General features: G+C 32.5%; 17 protein-coding genes. 9 read left to right on the top strand and 8 right to left on the bottom strand.

The window, feature by feature from the left end:
- Nucleotides 1-77 precede the first annotated feature (77 nt).
- The 7 genes from LOS86_RS02445 to LOS86_RS02415 all read right to left on the bottom strand — a co-directional run bounded on the left by LOS86_RS02445 (nucleotide 78) and on the right by LOS86_RS02415 (nucleotide 10,370).
- Complete coding sequence (locus LOS86_RS02445; protein ID WP_231843074.1) at nucleotides 78-4,280, bottom strand: RemA C-terminal-like gliding motility protein; 4,203 nt, start codon at nucleotides 4,278-4,280, stop codon at nucleotides 78-80.
- Nucleotides 4,281-4,397: 117 nt separating this feature from the next.
- Entirely contained in the window at nucleotides 4,398-5,690 is a 1,293-nt protein-coding gene (nqrF, locus tag LOS86_RS02440) for an NADH:ubiquinone reductase (Na(+)-transporting) subunit F (RefSeq protein ID WP_231843073.1), read from the bottom strand.
- Between the two features lie 25 nt (nucleotides 5,691-5,715).
- A complete protein-coding gene (nqrE, locus tag LOS86_RS02435) occupies nucleotides 5,716-6,489 on the bottom strand; it encodes an NADH:ubiquinone reductase (Na(+)-transporting) subunit E (RefSeq protein WP_231843072.1) in 774 nt (257 codons plus the stop codon).
- 5 nt (nucleotides 6,490-6,494) lie between these two features.
- Nucleotides 6,495-7,160 carry an NADH:ubiquinone reductase (Na(+)-transporting) subunit D gene (locus LOS86_RS02430; RefSeq protein WP_231843071.1) on the bottom strand — a complete coding sequence of 222 codons (666 nt, stop codon included), beginning with the start codon at nucleotides 7,158-7,160 and terminating at the stop codon, nucleotides 6,495-6,497.
- A gap of 5 nt (nucleotides 7,161-7,165) precedes the next feature.
- Nucleotides 7,166-7,849: an NADH:ubiquinone reductase (Na(+)-transporting) subunit C gene (gene nqrC, locus LOS86_RS02425; protein WP_231843070.1), complete on the bottom strand. Its 684-nt coding sequence runs from the start codon at nucleotides 7,847-7,849 to the stop codon at nucleotides 7,166-7,168.
- Between the two features lie 2 nt (nucleotides 7,850-7,851).
- Nucleotides 7,852-9,015 (bottom strand): NADH:ubiquinone reductase (Na(+)-transporting) subunit B, encoded by a 1,164-nt coding sequence (locus tag LOS86_RS02420; protein WP_231843069.1) that lies wholly within the window; start codon nucleotides 9,013-9,015, stop codon nucleotides 7,852-7,854.
- Between the two features lie 5 nt (nucleotides 9,016-9,020).
- The gene (locus LOS86_RS02415) at nucleotides 9,021-10,370 is read right to left on the bottom strand and encodes a Na(+)-translocating NADH-quinone reductase subunit A (RefSeq protein ID WP_231843068.1); all 1,350 of its coding nucleotides are present in this window, start codon (nucleotides 10,368-10,370) and stop codon (nucleotides 9,021-9,023) included.
- A 194-nt stretch (nucleotides 10,371-10,564) separates the two neighbouring features.
- Between LOS86_RS02415 and LOS86_RS02410 the strand changes: the two genes are divergently transcribed.
- From LOS86_RS02410 to LOS86_RS02390, 5 genes are all read left to right on the top strand, one after another.
- On the top strand, nucleotides 10,565-11,812 hold the full coding sequence (locus tag LOS86_RS02410; RefSeq protein ID WP_231843067.1) for a type IX secretion system plug protein: 1,248 nt from the start codon (nucleotides 10,565-10,567) through the stop codon (nucleotides 11,810-11,812).
- A gap of 2 nt (nucleotides 11,813-11,814) precedes the next feature.
- Nucleotides 11,815-12,894 (top strand): DUF3667 domain-containing protein, encoded by a 1,080-nt coding sequence (locus tag LOS86_RS02405; protein ID WP_231843066.1) that lies wholly within the window; start codon nucleotides 11,815-11,817, stop codon nucleotides 12,892-12,894.
- A gap of 3 nt (nucleotides 12,895-12,897) precedes the next feature.
- Entirely contained in the window at nucleotides 12,898-13,284 is a 387-nt protein-coding gene (apaG, locus tag LOS86_RS02400) for a Co2+/Mg2+ efflux facilitator ApaG/CorD (RefSeq protein ID WP_231843065.1), read from the top strand.
- A 127-nt stretch (nucleotides 13,285-13,411) separates the two neighbouring features.
- Nucleotides 13,412-15,037: an L-glutamate gamma-semialdehyde dehydrogenase gene (pruA, locus tag LOS86_RS02395; RefSeq protein WP_231843064.1), complete on the top strand. Its 1,626-nt coding sequence runs from the start codon at nucleotides 13,412-13,414 to the stop codon at nucleotides 15,035-15,037.
- A 47-nt stretch (nucleotides 15,038-15,084) separates the two neighbouring features.
- The gene (locus LOS86_RS02390; protein WP_231843063.1) at nucleotides 15,085-15,789 is read left to right on the top strand and encodes an endonuclease/exonuclease/phosphatase family protein; all 705 of its coding nucleotides are present in this window, start codon (nucleotides 15,085-15,087) and stop codon (nucleotides 15,787-15,789) included.
- An 80-nt stretch (nucleotides 15,790-15,869) separates the two neighbouring features.
- On the opposite strand, the gene rsmG is transcribed toward LOS86_RS02390, so the two are convergent.
- Nucleotides 15,870-16,499 (bottom strand): 16S rRNA (guanine(527)-N(7))-methyltransferase RsmG, encoded by a 630-nt coding sequence (rsmG, locus tag LOS86_RS02385; RefSeq protein WP_231843062.1) that lies wholly within the window; start codon nucleotides 16,497-16,499, stop codon nucleotides 15,870-15,872.
- A 108-nt stretch (nucleotides 16,500-16,607) separates the two neighbouring features.
- On the opposite strand from rsmG, the gene LOS86_RS02380 reads away from it, so the two are divergent.
- From LOS86_RS02380 to LOS86_RS02365, 4 genes are all read left to right on the top strand, one after another.
- On the top strand, nucleotides 16,608-17,702 hold the full coding sequence (locus LOS86_RS02380; protein WP_231843061.1) for a fatty acid desaturase family protein: 1,095 nt from the start codon (nucleotides 16,608-16,610) through the stop codon (nucleotides 17,700-17,702).
- Between the two features lie 57 nt (nucleotides 17,703-17,759).
- A complete protein-coding gene (locus LOS86_RS02375) occupies nucleotides 17,760-18,944 on the top strand; it encodes a pyridoxal phosphate-dependent aminotransferase (protein ID WP_231843060.1) in 1,185 nt (394 codons plus the stop codon).
- Between the two features lie 244 nt (nucleotides 18,945-19,188).
- Nucleotides 19,189-21,060: a peptidase U32 family protein gene (locus LOS86_RS02370; RefSeq protein WP_231843059.1), complete on the top strand. Its 1,872-nt coding sequence runs from the start codon at nucleotides 19,189-19,191 to the stop codon at nucleotides 21,058-21,060.
- Nucleotides 21,061-21,357: 297 nt separating this feature from the next.
- A complete protein-coding gene (locus LOS86_RS02365) occupies nucleotides 21,358-21,621 on the top strand; it encodes a hypothetical protein (RefSeq protein ID WP_231843058.1) in 264 nt (87 codons plus the stop codon).
- The last annotated feature ends 39 nt before the right edge of the window (nucleotides 21,622-21,660 follow it).

Here is a 21,660-nt window from a genome sequence, read left to right as displayed (position 1 = left end):
GGTAGTTATTCTATTTGAATGCATAAAAAAACCGACTCATTTCTGAATCGGTTTATATTATTTATAGTTTAATACATCTATAAAATGATTTTTTGAGTATAAACTTGACCATTTTTCAATTTTACTTTCACAACCAAAGCTTGATTGCTTGAATTTAATAATGGCAAAGCAAAACTTAAATTTGCAATTGATTTATTTTCATATAATTTTCGTCCCAATACATCAAATACTAATACTTCTTGAATTTCATCCTTTGTAGTAACATTAATAATATTTGAGTCTACATAAATTGAAACGGATGAATTAATAAAGTCTTCATTGCCTAAAACATCATTCTTGTAAATAATTTCAAATCTGTTATTTACAATTCCAGCATCTGCATAAAAACTATATGGTGAAGTTTTTAAATCATGAATAACATTATTTAATTTATCTTTTAAATAAATATTTTGATTCACAAATAAACCATCTAAAGCACCAATTGCAATGGTAAACTGACCATTTGATGGAATTTTAACTCCCAATTCGATGGAGTCGTCATCTAAAAATGGTAGCGCTTTACCTTGAATTACCATAGGTTCGTTTTCTAATAAAGTATAAATTGTTTGTAAATTTCTATAATTTGTAATGGCGTCATACATTCTATCTCTTCCGTTTGTTGCCATTTCGTTATAGGAAATTAACGTTCTTGAAGTTTCTGTACCACTTACAAGATCTAACCAAAATCTATGATTTTCAACACCTTCAGTAGCTCTGTAAAACTGACTATTTGAAAACAATTTATCTCTCATAGAATTATTAAACAGTACAGTACTACTAGTTGCTAAACCTGGATTCATTAGCACAAAGAACGATTGTCCACCACCAATAACACTTAATGTACCAGGACCACTCGTTGCACCTGCTCCATTTATAGTTATGTAATCTGATGCGGAATAATTAGAATTAAAATTACCATAAAAAGAACCCGTATTTACTGCATTAGGCAATGAATTATGAGTCCATAAACGAACAAAACCATCAATATCTGTATTTGCAGTTAAAAATGCATCTATTCCAATTGAAGATGGATATGGATTACCAATTAAATTCCAATTATCATCTGTATCAGCTAGAGTTACGCCGCTAGGTGTTGTTAAACCTGAATTCACATTATTACCTCTAGAAATTGAAGGAGTAAACACTCCGTTGTTAGGAACTCCTCCATTAAAATTAACAACCCAATTTTGATTAACCGAATTACTAAATCCATTTGGAGCTCTTACAATGTAACCCACACCCGGATTCATAGTTGAAGATGCGTTAACCCAATCTCCTTGTCCAGAATTTGAATTCACTATTGTTGGATTCCATGTCCAATAAAAATTTGAAGGTGTTAATGGTGAAATATTATGTACATCAAAACCTGAAATTGGTGAAGACCAATACACATAATCTTGTAATTTTACAGAAGCAATTCGTTCATAAGAAATATTTCCTGTGTTAACAGCTAAATCATTTTCTTGTATTAACGAACCATTGTTTGAAATAGTAAAATTTCCATTATTGGTTACCTCATTAACTACTAAAATATAGTTGTTTGATTTGATATCGAAATTTACACCTGAATTTACCGCTAAACTGCAACATTCAAAATTACCATTCAAATTGGTATCATAATTTCCATCTACAATAACAGCAATTTGTTTATTAGGGCTTCCATTAGACCAAGTTGTACCGTTCCATGTAGTTGTAATATCCCCACAATTTATTTGTGATTTAGGCCCTATAGCGTAACCTCCTCTTAAATTTGTAGTAAATGTAGCTTGAAAAATTACATCAGAACCAAAAGCTGATATTGTTACTGGTATTTCCTCAATAGTGTAACTACTAAAATTAGTATCATTTACTAAACTAATTGAATTGTCAACAACTTTTATTACGTGTAATTCAGTTCTTGATCTACCTGTTGCTGATTCCCATGCTGTAACTTCTGCATTAGTATAATAAAATGAAACTGTATAGTTTCCAGTAGCATTATCATTTGTAGGATTAACATAAAAAGTTTTTGCCAAAAGATGATTTGAAATAATTGCATCAATAAAAGGCCACGTTGCTGCTCCTAATGAAACTTGACTTCTATCTACTTCTACAGTAGTACATCCATAATCAAAAGTTGATGCATTTTGAATAGTACCCATCACATTATTTGTTGCTGGATCATACCAATTTACTGTTTCATTATTTCTCAAAAGACCATTATCTTTATTGGTGCTATTTACTGCTTCCTGAATTACCGCAACAGTGCTCGAAAACACTCTTACATTATCAACTGCCATACCATAATTCCATCCTCCTCCATCTCTATAACGAAAAGCAATTCTAACATTTGCTTGTCCTAAATAAGGCGCTAAGTCTATTGTGTTTCCATTTACCCATGGGGTGAAATAGATTCCGCTACCTGTTGTAGTGCTTGTATTAGTCAAATTAAGAATTGTTGTCCAAGTAGTTCCTCCATTTACTGAAATACGAACTTCTCCAACTTCAGCTGCAGCAACATCTGCAAAAGCATGATCAAATGTTAAGGTAGCATTAGAGTATCCAACAAGACTAAATACTGGAGAAATCAACATATCATTGTTCTTATTACAATTACATCTATCATCATTAGTAAATGCAAACTGAGTTGTATTTGTATTTTGAACATTCCAAAATGTACTAGATGCTGAAGCTGTATTTCCTAATAAAAATAAATCAGAACCTGCATTACCTGTTGATGTAAATCCATTTGCACCAGAATTAAAATCGGCATTAATAATGTCAACAACAACTGATGGTGAAGGTGCATAATCATCATCATTAATTGTAATTAAATGATCTTTTAAAGTGCCTGTTGTGATTATTGCATCACCAGTAGTAGAAAGAGATAATCCAATTAAAATATTTTCGGTTGACTCTACAACACCATCATTGTAAATTCTAACTGTTACATTTTGAGAAGCGGTTGAGCCTGCAGAAAAAACAACAGATGATGGGAAAATATCAAAATCCAAACCAAGAGTTGCGCTACCAGATGTGGTAAAAGAAACTGTTGCATTTGCCGAAGGTGCTTTTTGAATTCCTACTGATAATACAACATCTTGATAACCGCAATCTGTACCTTCATTAATTAATGTTTCGTCTAAGTTGAATCCAATAATAGGAGCTGGCGGCTGACATTTAGTTGAACTTGCCAATTCCATTCTTCTTGGTGAAACAGTAAAAACAGTTCGAATTCTTGTTTTTTGATCTTCGGTAAAAATGTTCATACAAGCATCATCTGTATAATCCATATAGTTTTCAACCATATCTCTTGGATCAGGTGCAGCATCAACACAACTGTTTGTATTTGGGCAACCAAAATTAGCAGCATCTGAACCTGGGGTATCAGCACAAAAATCATCTACGCTACAGTTTCCATCTCCCCATATATGACGTAATCCTACCCAATGACCAACTTCATGTGTCATTGTTCTACCTAAATTATAAGTAGGATTATAAGAACCTGCGGCATATGCTTGTGAACCAAAGGCATCAAATGAAGAAACTACTCCATCTGTGTTTGCAGCACCTCCACTAGCTGACAATCCAGCTAATCCAGAGTTGTCTGGGAATTGAGCATAACCTAGAGTTCCTGCCATACCTCCACCAAAACGAACCGACCACATATTTAAATATTGTGTCGGATCCCAAATAGTAGTAGTTTTCATAGCATCAGTTGCAGCCATTGAAGTATAACTAGCAACACCGGTATTAACGCGATCTATACCATTTGTAGCCGCACCATTAGGATCGGTTTGTGCCATACAAAATTCGATTTCTATATCAGCACCCACTGGACTTGTATTATATCCAGGCGTACCTAACATACGTCTAAAATCTTCGTTTAACACTCTAATTTGAGAAAGTACTTGAGCATCGCTAATATTCTCACCAGTACCTACTGCATCTCCATCATGGATAACGTGAACTACAACAGGAATTGTTAAAACAGTTGCTCTACTAAGAGTACCATTTGCAACTTGACGTTTATATTCGGTAATTTTTGGAGCTAACCATTCTTCAAAGTCGTTAATGGATCCTCGCTCGGGGTGTTTGATTCTACTAAGAGAATCGGCTTCAGTTGATAAACATCGTATTACTCCAAATCGTCTAACAGATTCTTTATTGTGTTCTGTTAGTTTTAATTGTCTTTTTTGTTCGATTTGGGCTTTGGCTAATACAGTAATAAATAAAAATAATAATAGGTAAGTTTTTTTCATTGTAAATATGTTTGGGACAAATTTGAATGCAATGTAATAAAAAATAATCTTTAACAACTGTTAAAAAACAAAAAAACCGATTCATTTCTGAATCGGTTTTGATATATAAATTTTGGATTAACCTCCAAAGTCGTCGAAACGAACATTTTCTTTTGGCACACCCCAATCATCACACATTTTAACAACGGCTTGATTCATCATAGGCGGTCCACAGAAATAGAATTCGATATCTTCTGGTGAATCATGTAATTTCAAGTGATTATCTATAACAACATTATGAATAAATCCTACGAAACCATCACCTTCGCCATGTGGTCCATCTTTAACTTTCCAGTTATCTTCTGGTAAAGGTTCAGATAAAGCGATATGGAATTTGAAGTTAGGAAAATCTTTTTCTAAAGCTCTAAAGTGATCTACATAGAACAACTCACGTTTAGAACGACCTCCGTACCAATACGTAACTTTTCTTCCCGTTTTCACTGTACGGAATAAGTGGTATAAATGAGAACGCATTGGCGCCATACCAGCTCCACCACCTATGTATAACATTTCAGCTTCAGATTCGTTGATAAAGAATTCACCATAAGGTCCTGAAACAGTTACAGTATCACCCGCTTTTCTAGAGAAGACATATGAAGAAGCAACTCCTGGGTTTACTTTCATCCAATCGTTAGTAGCTCTATCAAAAGGAGGAGTAGCAATACGTACATTCAACATAATTTTTCTTCCTTCAGCAGGGTAAGAAGCCATAGAGTATGCTCTTTCAACCAATTCGTTATTTTTCATAACTAATGGCCACAACTTAAATTTATCCCACTCTAATTTAAATTTATCTGGTTCACCTGGGTGTTCAACTGGGTGAGCCGTGATATCAATATCCGTAAATTTAACTTCACAAGATGGGATTTCAATTTGGATATAACCTCCAGCTTCATAGTGCATATCTTCTGGTAACTCAACGATAAATTCTTTAATGAAAGAAGCTACGTTATAGTTAGAATATACTTTTGCTTCGAATTTTTTGATACCAAAAATTTCTTCTGGCACTTCAATTACCATGTCTTGTTTTACTTTAACTTGACAACCTAATCTCCAACCGTCAGCTAATTCTTTACGAGTAAAGTTTGGAATTTCTGTTGGTAAAGGTTCTCCTCCTCCATCTAATACTTTACATTTACATTGCAAACAAGAACCTCCACCACCACAAGCAGATGGTAAAAAGATTTTATTATTCCCTAAAGTTGTTAAAAGTGTTGCACCCCCACCAACTTCGATTTCATTTTCTCCGTTAATTTTAATCTTAACAGCACCAGAGTTAACTAATTTAGATTTTGCATATAATAGCATAAACACCATTAGTAAAATTAGCGCTAGGAAAGCTAAAATCGAATATGTAATTAATTCAAACATAATTTCAATTTTTAATGTTATACTATTATTTAACTATTTGAGTTGAATCTACCTTAATTGAATCTATTTTAACTGAATCTACGTCCATTTGAGTTGAATCAATCACAGGAGTTTCTACAACTGCAGGAGCTGGAGTTTCTAATTTAGCTTCTGGTTTTTTATTCAATAAGTTAATATCGATACCACCAAAACTCATAAAACCAACAGCCATTAAACCTGTTAAAATAAAAGTAATACCTAAACCTCTTAAAGGAGCTAATACATTAGAATATTCCATTTTTTCACGAATAGCTGCTAAAGCAACAATCGCAATTAACCATCCAATACCAGACGATAATGCAAAAGTGATTACGTGTCCAATATTTTGATATGTTCCAGTATCTACACGTAATTGCATGAATAACGAACCTCCTAAGATAGCACAGTTTACTGCAATAAGAGGTAAGAAAATACCTAATGAATTATATAATGATGGAGAGAATTTCTCCACAATCATTTCTACTAATTGTACTAATGTTGCAACAACTGCGATAAAAATGATAAGATTTAAGAAACTCAAATCCATATCTTTTAATGATGGATCTAACCAACTTAAAGCTCCTGCTTCTAACACATATTTATAAATTAAATAATTTAAAGGTGCAGAAATCACTAATACAAATGTTACAGCAATACCTAATCCAATAGCAGTTGATACCTTTTTAGAAACCGCTAGGTATGAACACATTCCTAAGAAGTATGCAAACACCATGTTATCAATAAACATGGATTTTAAAAATATATTGATATATTCAAACATAGCTATTATTTTTTCTCAATTAATTTTTTATTAATACCTCTTTGTACCCAAATGATAACTCCTACAGTAACCAAAGCCATTGGTGCCAATAACATAAAACCATTGTTTACATATCCATGAGCATAAGCTCCTGTTTTATCTACTGCATTTCCTAAAATTTCAATTCCGAAAATTTTTCCAGAACCAAATAATTCTCTAAAAAATGCAACAATCATTAAAATGATTCCGTAACCTAAACCATTACCAATACCGTCAAGGAAAGATTTCCACGGTCCGTTACCTAATGCAAACGCTTCTAAACGTCCCATTACAATACAGTTGGTGATAATTAATCCTACGAATACCGATAATTGCTTACTTACATCATAAGCATAAGCTTTCAATACTTGGTCAACTAAAATTACCAATGCTGCTACAATTACTAACTGCACTATAATACGAATACGAGCAGGAATTAAGTTTCTAATTAATGAAACAATAACATTACTCAATGCTACTACAGCTGTTACAGAAAGTGCCATTACAAAGGCATTTTTCATTTGAACTGTAACCGCTAAAGCCGAACAAATACCTAATACTTGAACTGTTACTGGGTTATCGTCATTAAATGGATTCGTAATTAACTTAATATTACTTTTTGAAAATAATCCTTCTTTATTGTTATCTGCCATGACGATTATTTTTTATTAGATTTTAAATATTTTTCATATGGTTTTAGACCTCTAACTAACATTTCAGTCACACCATTACCAGTTAAAGTAGCACCAGAAATAGCATCAACTTCACCATCATCTTTGTTGTCTTTACCAGTATATCCTTTAACTACTTTTAAACCTTGTAAGTTTCCGTTAGCATCAAAAACACTTTCACCTTTGAAACTGTTTTGGAAGTAATCCTGAGTAATTTCACCACCTAAACCTGGAGTTTCTCCTTTGTGGTCAAATACAATACCATCTACTTTTAAGTTTTCATCTATTGAAACATATCCCCAGATAGCATCCCATAATCCCATTCCTCTTACAGGAATAACATAGAATTTTTTACCGTCTTTTTCAGCGTTAAAAATTGGGAATTTACCTTTTTCTTTAGCAATATCAACAATAAAAGCATCTTTGCTTATTTCGTTTCCATTTTCATCAAAAACAATTTCACTAATGATATGTTTTTTATATGCTTCTTCAGAGGCATCTCTTTCTACAGCTACTCCAAACGATTTTAGAATGTACTGCATTTTCTCTTTCTTAATGTTTGCTTGTTGATCTGGCTTTAAAGCTGTTGCAGCAAATGCTAATGCAGAAGCTACTAACACTACCATTACAGTCGCAAACAAAAATGTATATCCGTTACTTTCTCTATTCATGACTATGCAGATTTTAATTGTTTAGACTTAGCCAATCTTCTCTTTCTCTTAGTAATGTTTCCATTAACTACGAAATAATCAATAGTTGGCGCTAAAGTATTCATTAATAAGATTGCCAACATTACTCCTTCTGGATAAGCTGGATTGAAAACTCTAATCATAATACTAAAGAATCCTATTAATAAACCATAGATGATTTTACCTTTTTCAGTTTGAGCAGCAGAAACTGGATCTGTTGCCATGAATACAATACCAAAAGCAAAACCTCCTACAACTAAATGATTCATCCAGTCAAAGTTCATCAAAGCAGTTAATCCAACAGCATTGAACATCATTGCTGTTAAAGCTGCACCAATAACTCCAGAAACCATGATTTTCCAACTACCAACTCCTGTTGCAATTAAAATAAATGCTCCAATAAGAATAGCTAAAACCGAAGTTTCACCAACAGATCCTGGAATAAATCCTAAAAACATTTCCATTGTTGAATAAGCAACATCTTTACCTTGTGCTAAAGAACCTAAGATTGTTTCTCCAGAAACTCCATCTATTGTACTAGCATCGCTAACCCAAATTTTATCACCCGACATGAATGTTGGATAAGCAAAGAATGCAAAAGCACGTGCTAGTAAAGCAGGGTTAAAAATATTCATTCCTGTTCCTCCGAAAGCTTCTTTACCAATTACAACAGCAAAAGCAACAGAAATTGCAAGCATCCATAAAGGCAAATCAACTGGCATAACCATTGGAATTAATAAACCAGATACTAAGTATCCTTCGTTTACTTCATGTCCTCTTTTTATTGCAAAAAAGAATTCAATTCCTAATCCAACTGCGTAAGAAACAACAATCATTGGTAAAATTTTCCATAAACCATGGATAAATAAATTACCAAAAGACATATCAGATCCTTCAATTTGAATGAAGTGTTGATATCCAGCGTTGTAAATACCGAAAATTAATGCTGGGATTAACGCAAGAACTACTGTAATCATAGTTCTCTTTAAATCAACAGCATCTCTAATATGAGCTCCGTGTTTAGTTGTATGATTAGGTACATATAAAAACGTATCTAATGCATTAATTGCTGGAGCAAATTTTTCAAATTTTTGCCCTTTCTCAAAAGGCTTTTTAATTTGGTCTATTTTATCTCTTAAAAACTTCATAGCTATTATCCTACTTCTTTTATCATTAAATCAAGAGCACCACGAATTATTTCTTGAGCTTCTAATTTAGATGTGTTAGTATAATCAATTAAAGCAAAATCTTCTGGAGCTACTTCGTAAATTCCTAAGCTTTCCATTTTATCGATATCGCTAGCCAAACAAGCTTTTAATAATTGCATTGGATAAATATCCATCGGCATTACCGATTCCATTTCACCTGTTACAACTAAAGCTCTTTCTTCACCATTTAAATTAGTGTTTGGCGCATATTTTTTTCCAGGCATCAACCAAGACAATCCTGTTCTTGATGCACTATGAATACTTGGTGATGCAAATGGCATCCAACCAAACATTCTGTAAGTATTACCTTCTGGAATAACAGTAACTACATTACTGTAGAAACCTAAAAATCCATTAGATGTTACTTTTTTACCTGTTAATACATTACCAGAAATAATTCTAACATTATCTCCGTTTATATTATTAGCAACCACATCAGCTATTGAAGCACCAGCAACAACATTATAATATTGAGGCTCTTTAACTTCTGATCCTGCTAAAGCTATGGTTCTTGTTAAATTCAATTTACCTGTCAAGAATAATTCTCCAATGATAGCTACATCTTGTGGCGCAACAGTCCAAACTCTTTCACCAGCACAAATAGGGTCAATTTTTTCAATTTGAACCCCTACATTACCTGCTGGGTGAGGACCATAAACTTTATGTAACGCAACACCTTTAACCTCACTAAAAATCGATTTACCTTTACCTTTTAAAGATAAATGAACTTTACCAGAAGTCAATTTGGTTAAAGCTTCAATACCAACTTTGAACGCTTCCATTTTACTTTCTAAAACAAACTCCACATCAGCTTCAAGAGGAGCTGTTGCATAAGCTGAAATAAAAATAGCTTTTGGAGTATCAGCTGAGTTAGCAATCACATCGTAAGGACGTTGATTGATAAATGGCCAACATCCAGAAGCTAACAAATGAGCTTTTACTTCTTCTGTTGATAAATCATTAGGATTTTTCTTGCTATGCTCTACGAAAACATCTTGTGAATCAGCCGCAATAAGAATCTCTAAAATAACTCTCTTTTCACCACGTTTGATTTCTTGAATTTTTCCGCTTACAGGAGCAACGAATTTCACTTTCTCATCTGCTTTAGAATAGAAAATTACTTCTCCTGCTTTAACGTTATCTCCCTCTTTTACAACCATCTTTGGAGTTACTCCATGGAAGTCTGAAGGCTTAACAGCATAGACTTTCGAGCGAGTTACTTCAGCTACTTTGTGAGCCGCTTCACCCTTCAACTTAAGGTCTAAACCTTTTTTAATTCGAATGTCTTTTGACATATTTTTGAAGATATGAGTTGTTAAAAATTTACTATAAAACGTGCAAATTTAATCAAATACATAACAGCTTACCAAAAATATAGCCATGCATTTTACTTATTTATAATGATTCTAAACTAAAAAACCTGATTAATTTAAATTGGATTACTTTTATACTTAAAGTTTTACTATTTTTACATATTTAAAACACGAAAATGAATAAATTTCTATCCATATTTGGCCTGCTAATTTCATTTGTATCATTCTCACAATCAAATGTTGAAATTGATCCGCCTTTTAATATTAAAACGATATCTTTCACAGTAAACAACAATAATGTTATTCCTTTTTTTAGATTAGGCGAATCTTTTGAATTGAGTTTTGATGATTTGTATGGAGATGAAGCGGATTACTATTACACCATAACCCAATACAATTACGATTGGTCTTCTCCATCCAACTTGGCAAAAGTAGAATATCTTAATGGTGTAGATAATCAAAGAATAATTACGTATGAAAATTCATTTAATACGTTACAACTATATTCGCACTACAGACAAGTTTTTCCCAATCGTTTTAATCAAATTACAAAAAGTGGTAATTACTTGATTTCTATACTAAATGACGAAGGCGAAGTTGTATTTACAAGAAAAATTGTAATTTATGAAGAACAAGTTTCAATTGGACTTTTGATTAGAAGAGCCAGAGACTTTGATAGTATAAATGAGAAACAAAATATTGAAATGACCATTAACTATGGTGATCGAATTTTACAAAATCCGATTGAAAATGTTAAAGTAACTCTTTTTCAAAATGGAAATTGGAAAACCAGCATTTCTAATATCAAACCTCAATTCACACTTGGAAGCGAATTAGTATATAGATACAATAAAGAAACACAGTTTTGGGCAGGAAACGAAGCTTACAGTATAGACAATAAAATAATAAGAGCTACAAATAATACGGTTGCTAGAGTAACATCAGGTGATAATATTTACAATACCTATCTTTATGTAAATACACCTAGAAAAAACCAACCTTATACTTATTTTCCCGATATTAATGGGAATTTCTTTATTCAGAATGCAAATGCAACAAATTCTAATATTGAATCAGATTACTCGTGGGTTTATTTTGCTTTAAACACCCCAAAAATGTTAGACAAAAACATCTATATAGTAGGTATGTTTAACAACTATGCTTTAAGTGATGAATACAAAATGGAATTTAATAGTAAATCGGGGTTTTATGAAAAAGCAATTTTATTAAAACAAGGATTTACAAACTTTCAATATGTAATTGCAGATGCATCAGGCAAAATAGATAACCAAAATGCCATTGATGGGAATTTTTTCCAAACCGAAAACAATTATACAGCTATAGTATATTACAGAGGCAACAATGATAGATACGACAGAGTTATTGGAATTGCAAACACAAATAGCGAAGTTATCAAAAATTAAAAATGGGAAGAAAAGACTTAAAATATAGAGGTTCTTGTTGTCTAAATTGCGAAACCCCATTAGATAAAAGCGAAAAATTTTGTCATCAATGTGGGCAATTAAATTCAACCAAAAAACTAACAATTAAAGATTTCATTGAAGAGTTTTTTGCAAATTTTTATGCGTACGATTCTCGATTACGAAATTCGTTACTCTCTATTTTTTCAAAACCTGGTGTTTTAGCCTTGAAATATAACGAAGGAAAACGTCACACCTATGCAAATCCATTTCGTTTATTTTTAAGCGTATCTATTTTATTGTTTATCACCTTTAATTTTACAGAAGGAGATGAAAATACTTCACCTAATAATGTACAACAAAAACAAACAGAAGATCAAATTATTGAACAAATAAAGAAAGATACTGCCGCTTCCCAATTAGTAAATTCTAACAAAAAAATTATTGATAAGTTATCTAAAAAAGAAATTGAATACAGTAGAGATTCCATTTACAACAAAGAATTTATCAATAAGAATATATCATCTGGATTAAGACCTATTATTTATAAGGCTTTGTCTTTTAGAAATTTCCACAGAAAATATCCAAAAAAATCTACCAATGAAGCTTTATCAGAGTTAGGATACGAGAATAACCTGCTAAATACTACTTTTTTTAACAAATCAAAACTCTTTAAATCAAATGAAATTGAAGATGAATTTTTAGATTATTTTTATCAAAAACTACCATTTTTCATATTTTTATCATTGCCTATTCTAACCTTAATGTTTTGGTTGGTTTTCTATTCAAGAAAAATCAATTACACAGAACATTTAGTCTTTACTTATACTTTTTTTACATTTATTTTCATTTGCTTAATGATATTGAACATCATTTCTTTAGTAAGCGAAACATTAGCTTCCTTTTTTGAAGGAATATCATTTGCATTCCTATTTCCAATTTATCTCTATAAATCTTTAAGAAATTTTTATCAACAAAGCCGTTGGATTACAATTCTAAAATTCTTAATTTTGAATCCGTTATTCTTTTTATTATTAGGTATTTGTATTGTAATAATGATGTTTATAGGAATAATTTTATTTTAATTTATGGTAAGTCAAATTACAAGAGGCATAAAAATTTCAGTATTAACTAGTTTTGAAGGAACTTACTTCAAGAACTACAAAATTCATTTTGCCTTCTCCTATCATGTTACCATAGAAAACCAAAGTAAAGATTCGGTTCAATTAACCACACGTCATTGGGAAATATACGATGCCCTTAACAATTTAGAAGTTGTAGATGGCGAAGGTGTAATTGGTAAAAAACCTGTTATTAAGCCTGGCGAAAGTTACACCTATTCTTCTGGATGTTTACTTTCTTCTCCTATTGGTGCCATGAAAGGCTACTTCAATATGGTTAACTTTACCTCAACTAGAAGTTTTAGAGTTATTATTCCCACTTTTAAACTTAGCGCTCCTTTTGCTATTAACTAAATAGCAAACAAATTAGCTTCGTAACATTTGTTATCGATAATTCAAAATATACTTCGTATTTTTGTATTCGTTTACGATAATTTCGTAAATCAATGCACAAAATTGTCTAATTTCAAAATACAACACCATGTTAAAAGGATTTTTTAATGTCCCTAAAGCGGTTAATGAACCGGTAAAATCTTATGCTCCAGGTTCGCCTGAACGAGCAAAAGTTGCAGAAACATACAAAGCCATGTGGAATGCTCAAGTTGAAGTTCCATTATATATAGGTAGCGAAGAAATCAAAACTGGAAACACAAAAAAAATGTCAGCACCTCATGACCACCAACACATTGTAGGTGTTTATCATCAAGCTGATAGAGCCTTAGTAGAAAAAGCCATTACCGAAGCATTAGAAGCTCGTAAAAAATGGGCAGCTTTATCTTGGGAAAATCGTGCTAGTATCTTCTTAAAAGCAGCTGAATTATTAGCGGGTCCATACCGCGCTAAAATCAATGCAGCGACTATGATTGCACAATCAAAAACAATTCACCAAGCCGAAATTGACTCTGCTTGTGAATTAATTGACTTCTTACGTTACAACGTAGAATTCATGACAAAAATTTACGCAGACCAACCAGCCTCTACTTCAGACATGTGGAACCGTGTTGAATACAGACCATTAGAAGGTTTTGTATATGCTATTACTCCTTTTAACTTTACCGCTATTGCAGGAAACTTACCTTCAAGTGCTGCATTAATGGGAAATGTGGTAGTTTGGAAACCAGCAGCAACTCAAGTATATTCTGCTAATGTGATTATGCAAGTTTTCAAAGAAGCAGGTTTACCAGACGGTGTTATCAATATGGTAATGGGTGATTCTGGAATGGTTTCTGACGTAGTTTTATCAAGTCCACATTTAGCAGGAGTTCACTTTACAGGTTCGACTGGTGTTTTCAATGACATTTGGAAAACTATCGGAAATAACATTGCAACTTACAAAACCTATCCAAGAATCGTTGGAGAAACTGGTGGAAAAGATTTCATCATTGCACATCCATCAGCTAATGCAAAACAAGTAGCAACCGGAATTTCTCGTGGTGCTTTTGAATTCCAAGGACAAAAATGTAGTGCAGCTTCACGTGTTTACATTCCACAAAGTTTATGGCCAGCGGTTAAGTCTAATTTAGAAGCAGATTTAGCTTCAATGAAAATGGGTTCTCCAGAAGATATGAGTAATTTCATTACAGCAGTTATTTCAGAAGCTTCATTTGACAAATTAGCACGTTACATTGATCAAGCTAAAAACGATAGCGATGCAGAAGTTATCATGGGTGGAAATTATGACAAATCAAAAGGGTATTTCATTGAACCAACAGTTATCTTAACTACAAATCCAAAATATACTACTATGGAAACCGAATTATTCGGACCAGTAGTTACGATTTATGTTTATGAAGATGCTAAATGGTCTGAAACATTAAAATTAGTTGACGAAACTTCAGAATACGCTTTAACTGGTGCGGTATTTAGCCAATGTCGTTATGCGGTAGAAGAAGCTACAGTTGCGTTACAAAATGCAGCAGGAAACTTCTATATCAACGACAAACCAACAGGTGCTGTTGTAGGAATGCAACCATTTGGAGGAGCAAGAGGTTCTGGAACTAACGATAAAGCTGGTTCAGCACAAAACTTATTGCGTTGGGCTTCTGTTAGAACAATTAAAGAAACTTTCGTAACACCAGAAGATTATAAATATCCGTTTTTAGGATAATTCTTGATTGGAAATTTGTAAATTGTTTAATTTTTATTTGAATAAATTTGAGAATTGTAACTTGGAACTGCAATGGTGCGTTTAGAAATAAGTTTGAAAATATCTTAAACTTTAAGGCAGATTTGTATATTATCCAAGAATGTGAAGATCCAGCAGAGACCAATCATAAAAACTATCAAGAATGGGCCAAGAATTATGTTTGGATTGGAGACACCAAAAACAAAGGAATCGGAATTTTTGCAAGTCCTGATATTGAATTAGAAAAATTAAATTGGTCTAATAAATTTAAGGATCATACCGTAAAGCATTTTTTACCTTGTAAAATAAACAACGATTTTGTCATTTTAGGAGTATGGACTCATAAAAATAACTCACCCAATTTTGGATATATTGGTCAGTTATGGAAATACATCCAAGTTAATAAAGATAAATTAAATAAAACAATAATTGCTGGAGATTTTAATAGTAGTGTAATTTGGGATGAATGGGACAGATGGTGGAATCATTCAGATGTAGTTAACGAATTAAATGAAATTGGAATTGAAAGTTTTTATCACAAATTTACAGGAGAACAACAAGGAAAAGAAACAAATCCAACTTTATATTTTCAAAGAAAAACAACTAGACCATATCATATTGACTATATTTTTGGAACACATCATTTCTATGATAAAATAAAAAAAATTGAAATTGGCAAAGCAAATAAATGGCTTACTATTAGTGACCACATGCCTATATATTGCGAATTTTAATTAAAATTTAAATCCCCGATTTTCAAATGAAAATCGGGGATTTTATTTATAACTAATCACTAATTAATTTTCACTAATCACTATTTTTTATACTTCAACGGCAAATGCACCACTTTTTTAGTCTCAAAAAACTCATCTGAAAAGAAATCGGATAAATTGTATTGAGTTGCTTTTGGAAAAGCTGCCAATTCTTCGGTTAAATCGCCGCCTTTTAAATATAAAATTCCGTTAGCTAATTCGTGATTTTGCTTTTTAGTTACTTTATCATCAACCCATTTAACAAAATCAGGCATATTGGTTACGGCACGACTTACAATGAAATCAAATTCTTGTTTCACTAATTCGGCACGTTTTTGTTCGGCTTTTACGTTTTTTAATCCTAAACCTGCGGCTACTTCATTCACTACACGGATTTTTTTCGCAATAACATCAATCAAATAAAAATCAACTTCTGGAAATAAAATTGCCAATGGAATTCCAGGAAAACCACCACCTGTTCCCACATCCATAATTTTAGAACCTGGACGGAATTCCATAATTTTTGCAATCCCTAACGAATGCAAAACGTGACGTGTATATAATTCGTCAATATCTTTTCGTGAAATTACATTAATTTTGGCATTCCAATCTTCGTATAAATCTTGCAATTTTTGAAACTGAAATATTTGATTTTCAGACAAATCAGGAAATTGCTTTAAAATTTCTTCCATTCGTTAAATTTTACACAAAAATACGCTTTTTAGTGAATAAAAAATGATGATTATCATAAATGAAAAAATTATAATAATTATCTTTGACGAAAATTGAATACAAAAAATATGAATACCACAACTCCGATTTTCTCAAAAGAGGACAATCTGAAATTTTTCAGAACTTTAAATAAACGAGTAAACGACTATTTCAAAGAAAACAAAATTAACAAAACTGGAAACTGGAAATTACACTTAAAAACAATTGTAATGTTCGGTCTTTTCTTAACACCTTATTTCTTCTTGTTAGCTATGGATATGCCGTTTTGGGTATATTTATTATTAAACGTAGTAATTGGTGTTGGAATGGCAGGTGTTGGAATGAACGTAATGCACGATGGTAATCACGGCGCTTACTCAACCAAGTCTTGGGTAAACAAATTAATGGGCGGAAGTATCTACATCTTAGCCGGAAATGTTTACAACTGGCAAGTACAACATAATGTTTTACACCATACATATACCAACATTATTGGTCACGATGAAGATTTAGAAGCGGGAAGAATTTTACGTTTTTCCAAAACAGCCAAATGGTACAGTCACCACAGATTTCAACATTATTATTCTGTTTTCTTATACGGATTATTAACCTTCAACTGGGCAATCACTACTGACTTCTTACAGATGAAACGTTACTTAAAAAGAAAATTATCGTATGGAGAAGCAAAAAGTCCAGCTTTCCAATGGACTACACTTATCATTACGAAAGCCATTTACTTTTCTATTTGGATTGTTTTACCAATAATCGTTGGTGTTACATGGTGGAAAGTACTTTTAGGTTTCGTTGTGATGCACTACACTGCCGGATTAATTTTGAGTGTTGTATTCCAATTAGCTCACGTTGTAGAGGATACTATAAATCCAATGCCAGATGAAAACGGGGAAATTGAAAATACTTGGGCGATTCACCAATTATTTACAACAGCTAACTTTGCACCAAAAAACTGGATTGTAAATTATTATACTGGGGGTTTAAATCACCAAATTGAACACCATATTTTCCCAAATATCAGTCACATTCACTACAATAAAATTGCTGAAATTGTAAAACAAACAGCAGCAGAATGTAACTTACCGTATCATGAGTTCAAAACGACTCGAGCGGCAATAGCTTCTCACTTCAAGCATTTGAGAGAATTAGGAAGAAAACCACAATTAGCATAATAAAGAAGAGACGCGAGGAATCGCGTCTTTTGTATTAACTATAATAACTAACACACAATGAACCCGTTATCGGATAGAATCAACAACTTAGCCGTTTCTCAAACTTTAGCTATGGCGGCTTTGGCAAGAGAATTAAAAGCACAAGGAAAAGACATTATTAGCCTTAGTTTAGGAGAGCCAGATTTCAACACTCCTGAATTCATTAAAGAAGCTGCAAAAAAAGCTATCGACGAAAATTACAGTACGTATACTCCAGTAGAAGGTTACTTAGAATTGAAAGAAGCGATTTGCAAAAAATTCAAAAGAGATAATAATTTAGACTACAAACCATCACAAATTGTAGTTTCTACAGGAGCAAAACAATCGTTATATAACATTGCTCAAGTAATGTTGAATGATGGTGATGAAGTAATTCTACCAGCTCCATATTGGGTTTCGTATTTCGAAATTATCAAACTTTCTGGCGGAGTTCCGGTTGAAGTTCCAACTTCTGTTGAAAGTGATTTCAAAATTACACCAGAACAATTAGAAGCAGCCATCACACCAAAAACAAAAATGATGTGGTTCAGTTCGCCTTGTAACCCAAGTGGTTCGGTTTACAATCGTGAAGAATTAACGGCTTTGTCCAAAGTTTTAGAAAAACATCCACACGTATATGTAGTTTCTGACGAAATCTACGAACACATTAACTTTTCAGGTACATTTTGCAGTATTGGTTCTATACCAGGAATGTTAGAAAGAACGATTACTGTTAACGGTGTTGCAAAGGCATTCGCAATGACAGGTTGGAGAATTGGTTACATCGGAGCACCAGAATTCATTGCAAAAGCGTGTACAAAAATTCAAGGACAAGTTACTTCGGGAGCAAATTCTATTGCACAAAGAGCAACGATTACTGCTGTTGAAGCGGATCCAAGTGTTTTAAACGAAATGGTTACTGCTTTCAAAAATCGTAGAGATTTAGTTGTGGGATTAGTAAACGAAATTCCAGGTTTCAAATTGAATGTTCCAGAAGGAGCTTTTTATGTATTCCCTGATGTTTCTTCTTTCTTCGGAAAAACTTTAAAAGGTCAATTAATCAAAGACGCAACCGATTTCTCTATGTTCTTATTAGCTGAAGCAAACGTAGCAACTGTAACAGGAGACGCTTTTGGAAATCCAAATTGTATTCGTTTCTCATACGCAACAAGCGAAGCTTTATTAACAGAAGCAATGAGAAGAATCAAAGAAGCGGTTTCTTAAATTATAATAAAAGGTTCTCAAAATGCACTTTGTCATTCCGAACTCGTTTCGGAATCTAATTGAGAAGCTGAAACAAGTTCAGCTTGACAAAAATCGTTTTTTTGAGAACCTTTTTTTTATTTTCTACTTAGCTAAATTCAATCTGAAACTAAAAAAATTCAAATTAGAATTAGAAATCTCCAATTTTTTATAAGAACTTTGCACACTTTTTTTCGGCAAATCCCGAAAGATTAAAGATTTAGAAATGAAAAAGAAGATTGAAATTTTAGCTCCTGCAAAAGATTTACTTACCGGAATTGCTGCTATCAATGCTGGTGCCGATGCGGTTTATATTGGTGCACCACAATTTGGAGCGCGTTCCAATGCTCATAATTCGCTTGAAGATGTTGCAGCACTTGTGCAATATGCACACTTGTATAATGTGCAAGTTTTTGTGGTAATCAACACGATTTTATACGATGATGAATTAGAAACGTGTCGACAATTGATCTGGAAATTATATGATGCTGGAGTTGATGCTTTAATCATTCAAGACATGGCAATTATGGAAATGGAGTTGCCTCCTATTGCACTTCATGCAAGTACCCAAGCCAATAATCGTGATGCCGATAAAATTAAATTCTTAGCCGATGCCGGAATTCAAAGAGTGGTTTTGGCACGTGAATTAAACTTACACCAAATCAAAGAAATTAGTCAGGCAAAGGACGTGGAATTAGAGTTCTTTGTAACAGGTGCATTATGTGTTTCGTTTAGTGGGAATTGTTACATGAGTGTGGCGAATGGAGAGCGCTCGGCAAACCGTGGTTCTTGTGCACAAAATTGTCGTTTACCTTATAATTTGATTGATGGAAATGGCGATACATTAATTAGAAATAGTCATTTACTTTCGATTAAAGATTTTGATGTAACCGACCAAATTCCAAATTTAATTGAAGCTGGAATTGTTTCTTTTAAAATTGAAGGGCGTTTGAAAGATATCGTCTATGTGAAAAATAACGTTTCATACTTACGTCAGAAATTGGATGATTTCTTAGAAAAAAACAGCGATAAATATACCAAAGCTTCTTCGGGAAGTTGTACTTATACTTTCGATGCGGCTTTAAACAGAACCTTCAATCGAGGTTATACTGATTATTTCGTAAATGAAAGACATCAAGCCATTGGTTCTTGGGAAAGTCCAAAATCAAAGGGACAATATATTGGTAAATTGGTAAAAACTGTTGGGAATTCTTATGTGATTGAAAACGGAGAATTGCTAAACAACGGTGATGGATTGTGTTACATCAACGCCAATAACGAAGCCGAGGGAATCTACGTAAACAAAGTAGAAAACGGAATCGTATATCCAAACGTATTGAAAGAAATCAAAGAAGGCACTTTCATTTACCGAAATAACGATGCGGCTTTCATTAAATTAGTAGAACGCGAAGACAGTGCGGTTAGAAAAATCAGCACTACTTTATTAATGACTGAAAACGAAACTGGGTTTGAATTAATTGCTACCGATGAAGATGGAAATGTGAGCGTTGTAAAATTAGAGCATTCTAAAGAACGCACTAAAAACAACGAATCCATTGAAGAAAACATCAAAACACAATTGGCTAAAACAGGATTTACGCCTTATACTGCTGATGAAATTTCGGTTATATTCTCTGAAAATTGGTTTTTACCTATTTCAAAAATCAATGAAATGCGAAGAACGGTTTACGAACAATTATCGGAAATTCGTTTGAAAAATTATGTTCGCAAAGAACACCAATTGGTAAAAACATCGCATCCATATCCAGAAACAAAATTGGATTTCATGTACAATGTTGCCAATAAAACAGCCCGTAAATTCTACGAACGTCATGGAGTAACCGAAATCGAAAAAGCATTCGAATTGCAATGGGATCCAGGAAAATCTCGTGTAATGACTACTAAATATTGCATCAAATACGAATTAGAGCGTTGCCCAAAATACCACAGAGAAAACATGGACAAAAAGCTAAAGGAACCTTTAGTTTTAAAACAAGGCGAATTGGAATACAAATTAAAATTCAATTGTAAACCTTGTGAAATGGAAATTTGGGAAAAAGATGCCGAATTTGAAATTGAAGAAGATCACTTTCATTAATATATAAACCGATGTATAATGCATCGGTTTTTTCAATAAATAAGCTATAATAATTTATTATTACCAACAATCTATCTATTATAAACACAAAAGTGTAGTATTTTTGTTAAAAAATTAAAACAGTAATAAATATTTTTAAATTATAAGTAATTATAATTACAATCCTTTTTCTTTAAAATACTTTTACATTGCAATAATGGCCTCATATTTTTTTGTCCATTATCCTTTGAGATTACATACTGTTGCCCCTCTTTAATGTATTCCTTTAAATCAATTATTAACTAAATGCAATTGACTATGGAAATTTATTTTAATGAAAAGGAAGCTGTAAAAGTAGTAACTAACAATAAGTTAGTAAAATTTGAAGTAAAAGACATTGACAAAATTTATGTTACTTACGATTATTTTTTATTATTTAAAGTGTACTACTTAAAAATCATTACTAAAAGTGGCAATGTATTTTCTACACCTATTAATAGAAAATACAAATCTAAAATCAAAAGAGAATTAACTGAATTTAGAATTTTACTTAATTGGGGAAGATTAGTGAATCAAGCCTAAACATTTACTTTTTAAAACGTATATTAATTAAATAGTTTT

It is taken from the genome of Flavobacterium cyclinae (assembly GCF_021172145.1).
In the GTDB taxonomy this organism is placed as follows: domain Bacteria; phylum Bacteroidota; class Bacteroidia; order Flavobacteriales; family Flavobacteriaceae; genus Flavobacterium; species Flavobacterium cyclinae.
This window is presented reverse-complemented; position numbering and strand designations above follow the sequence as displayed.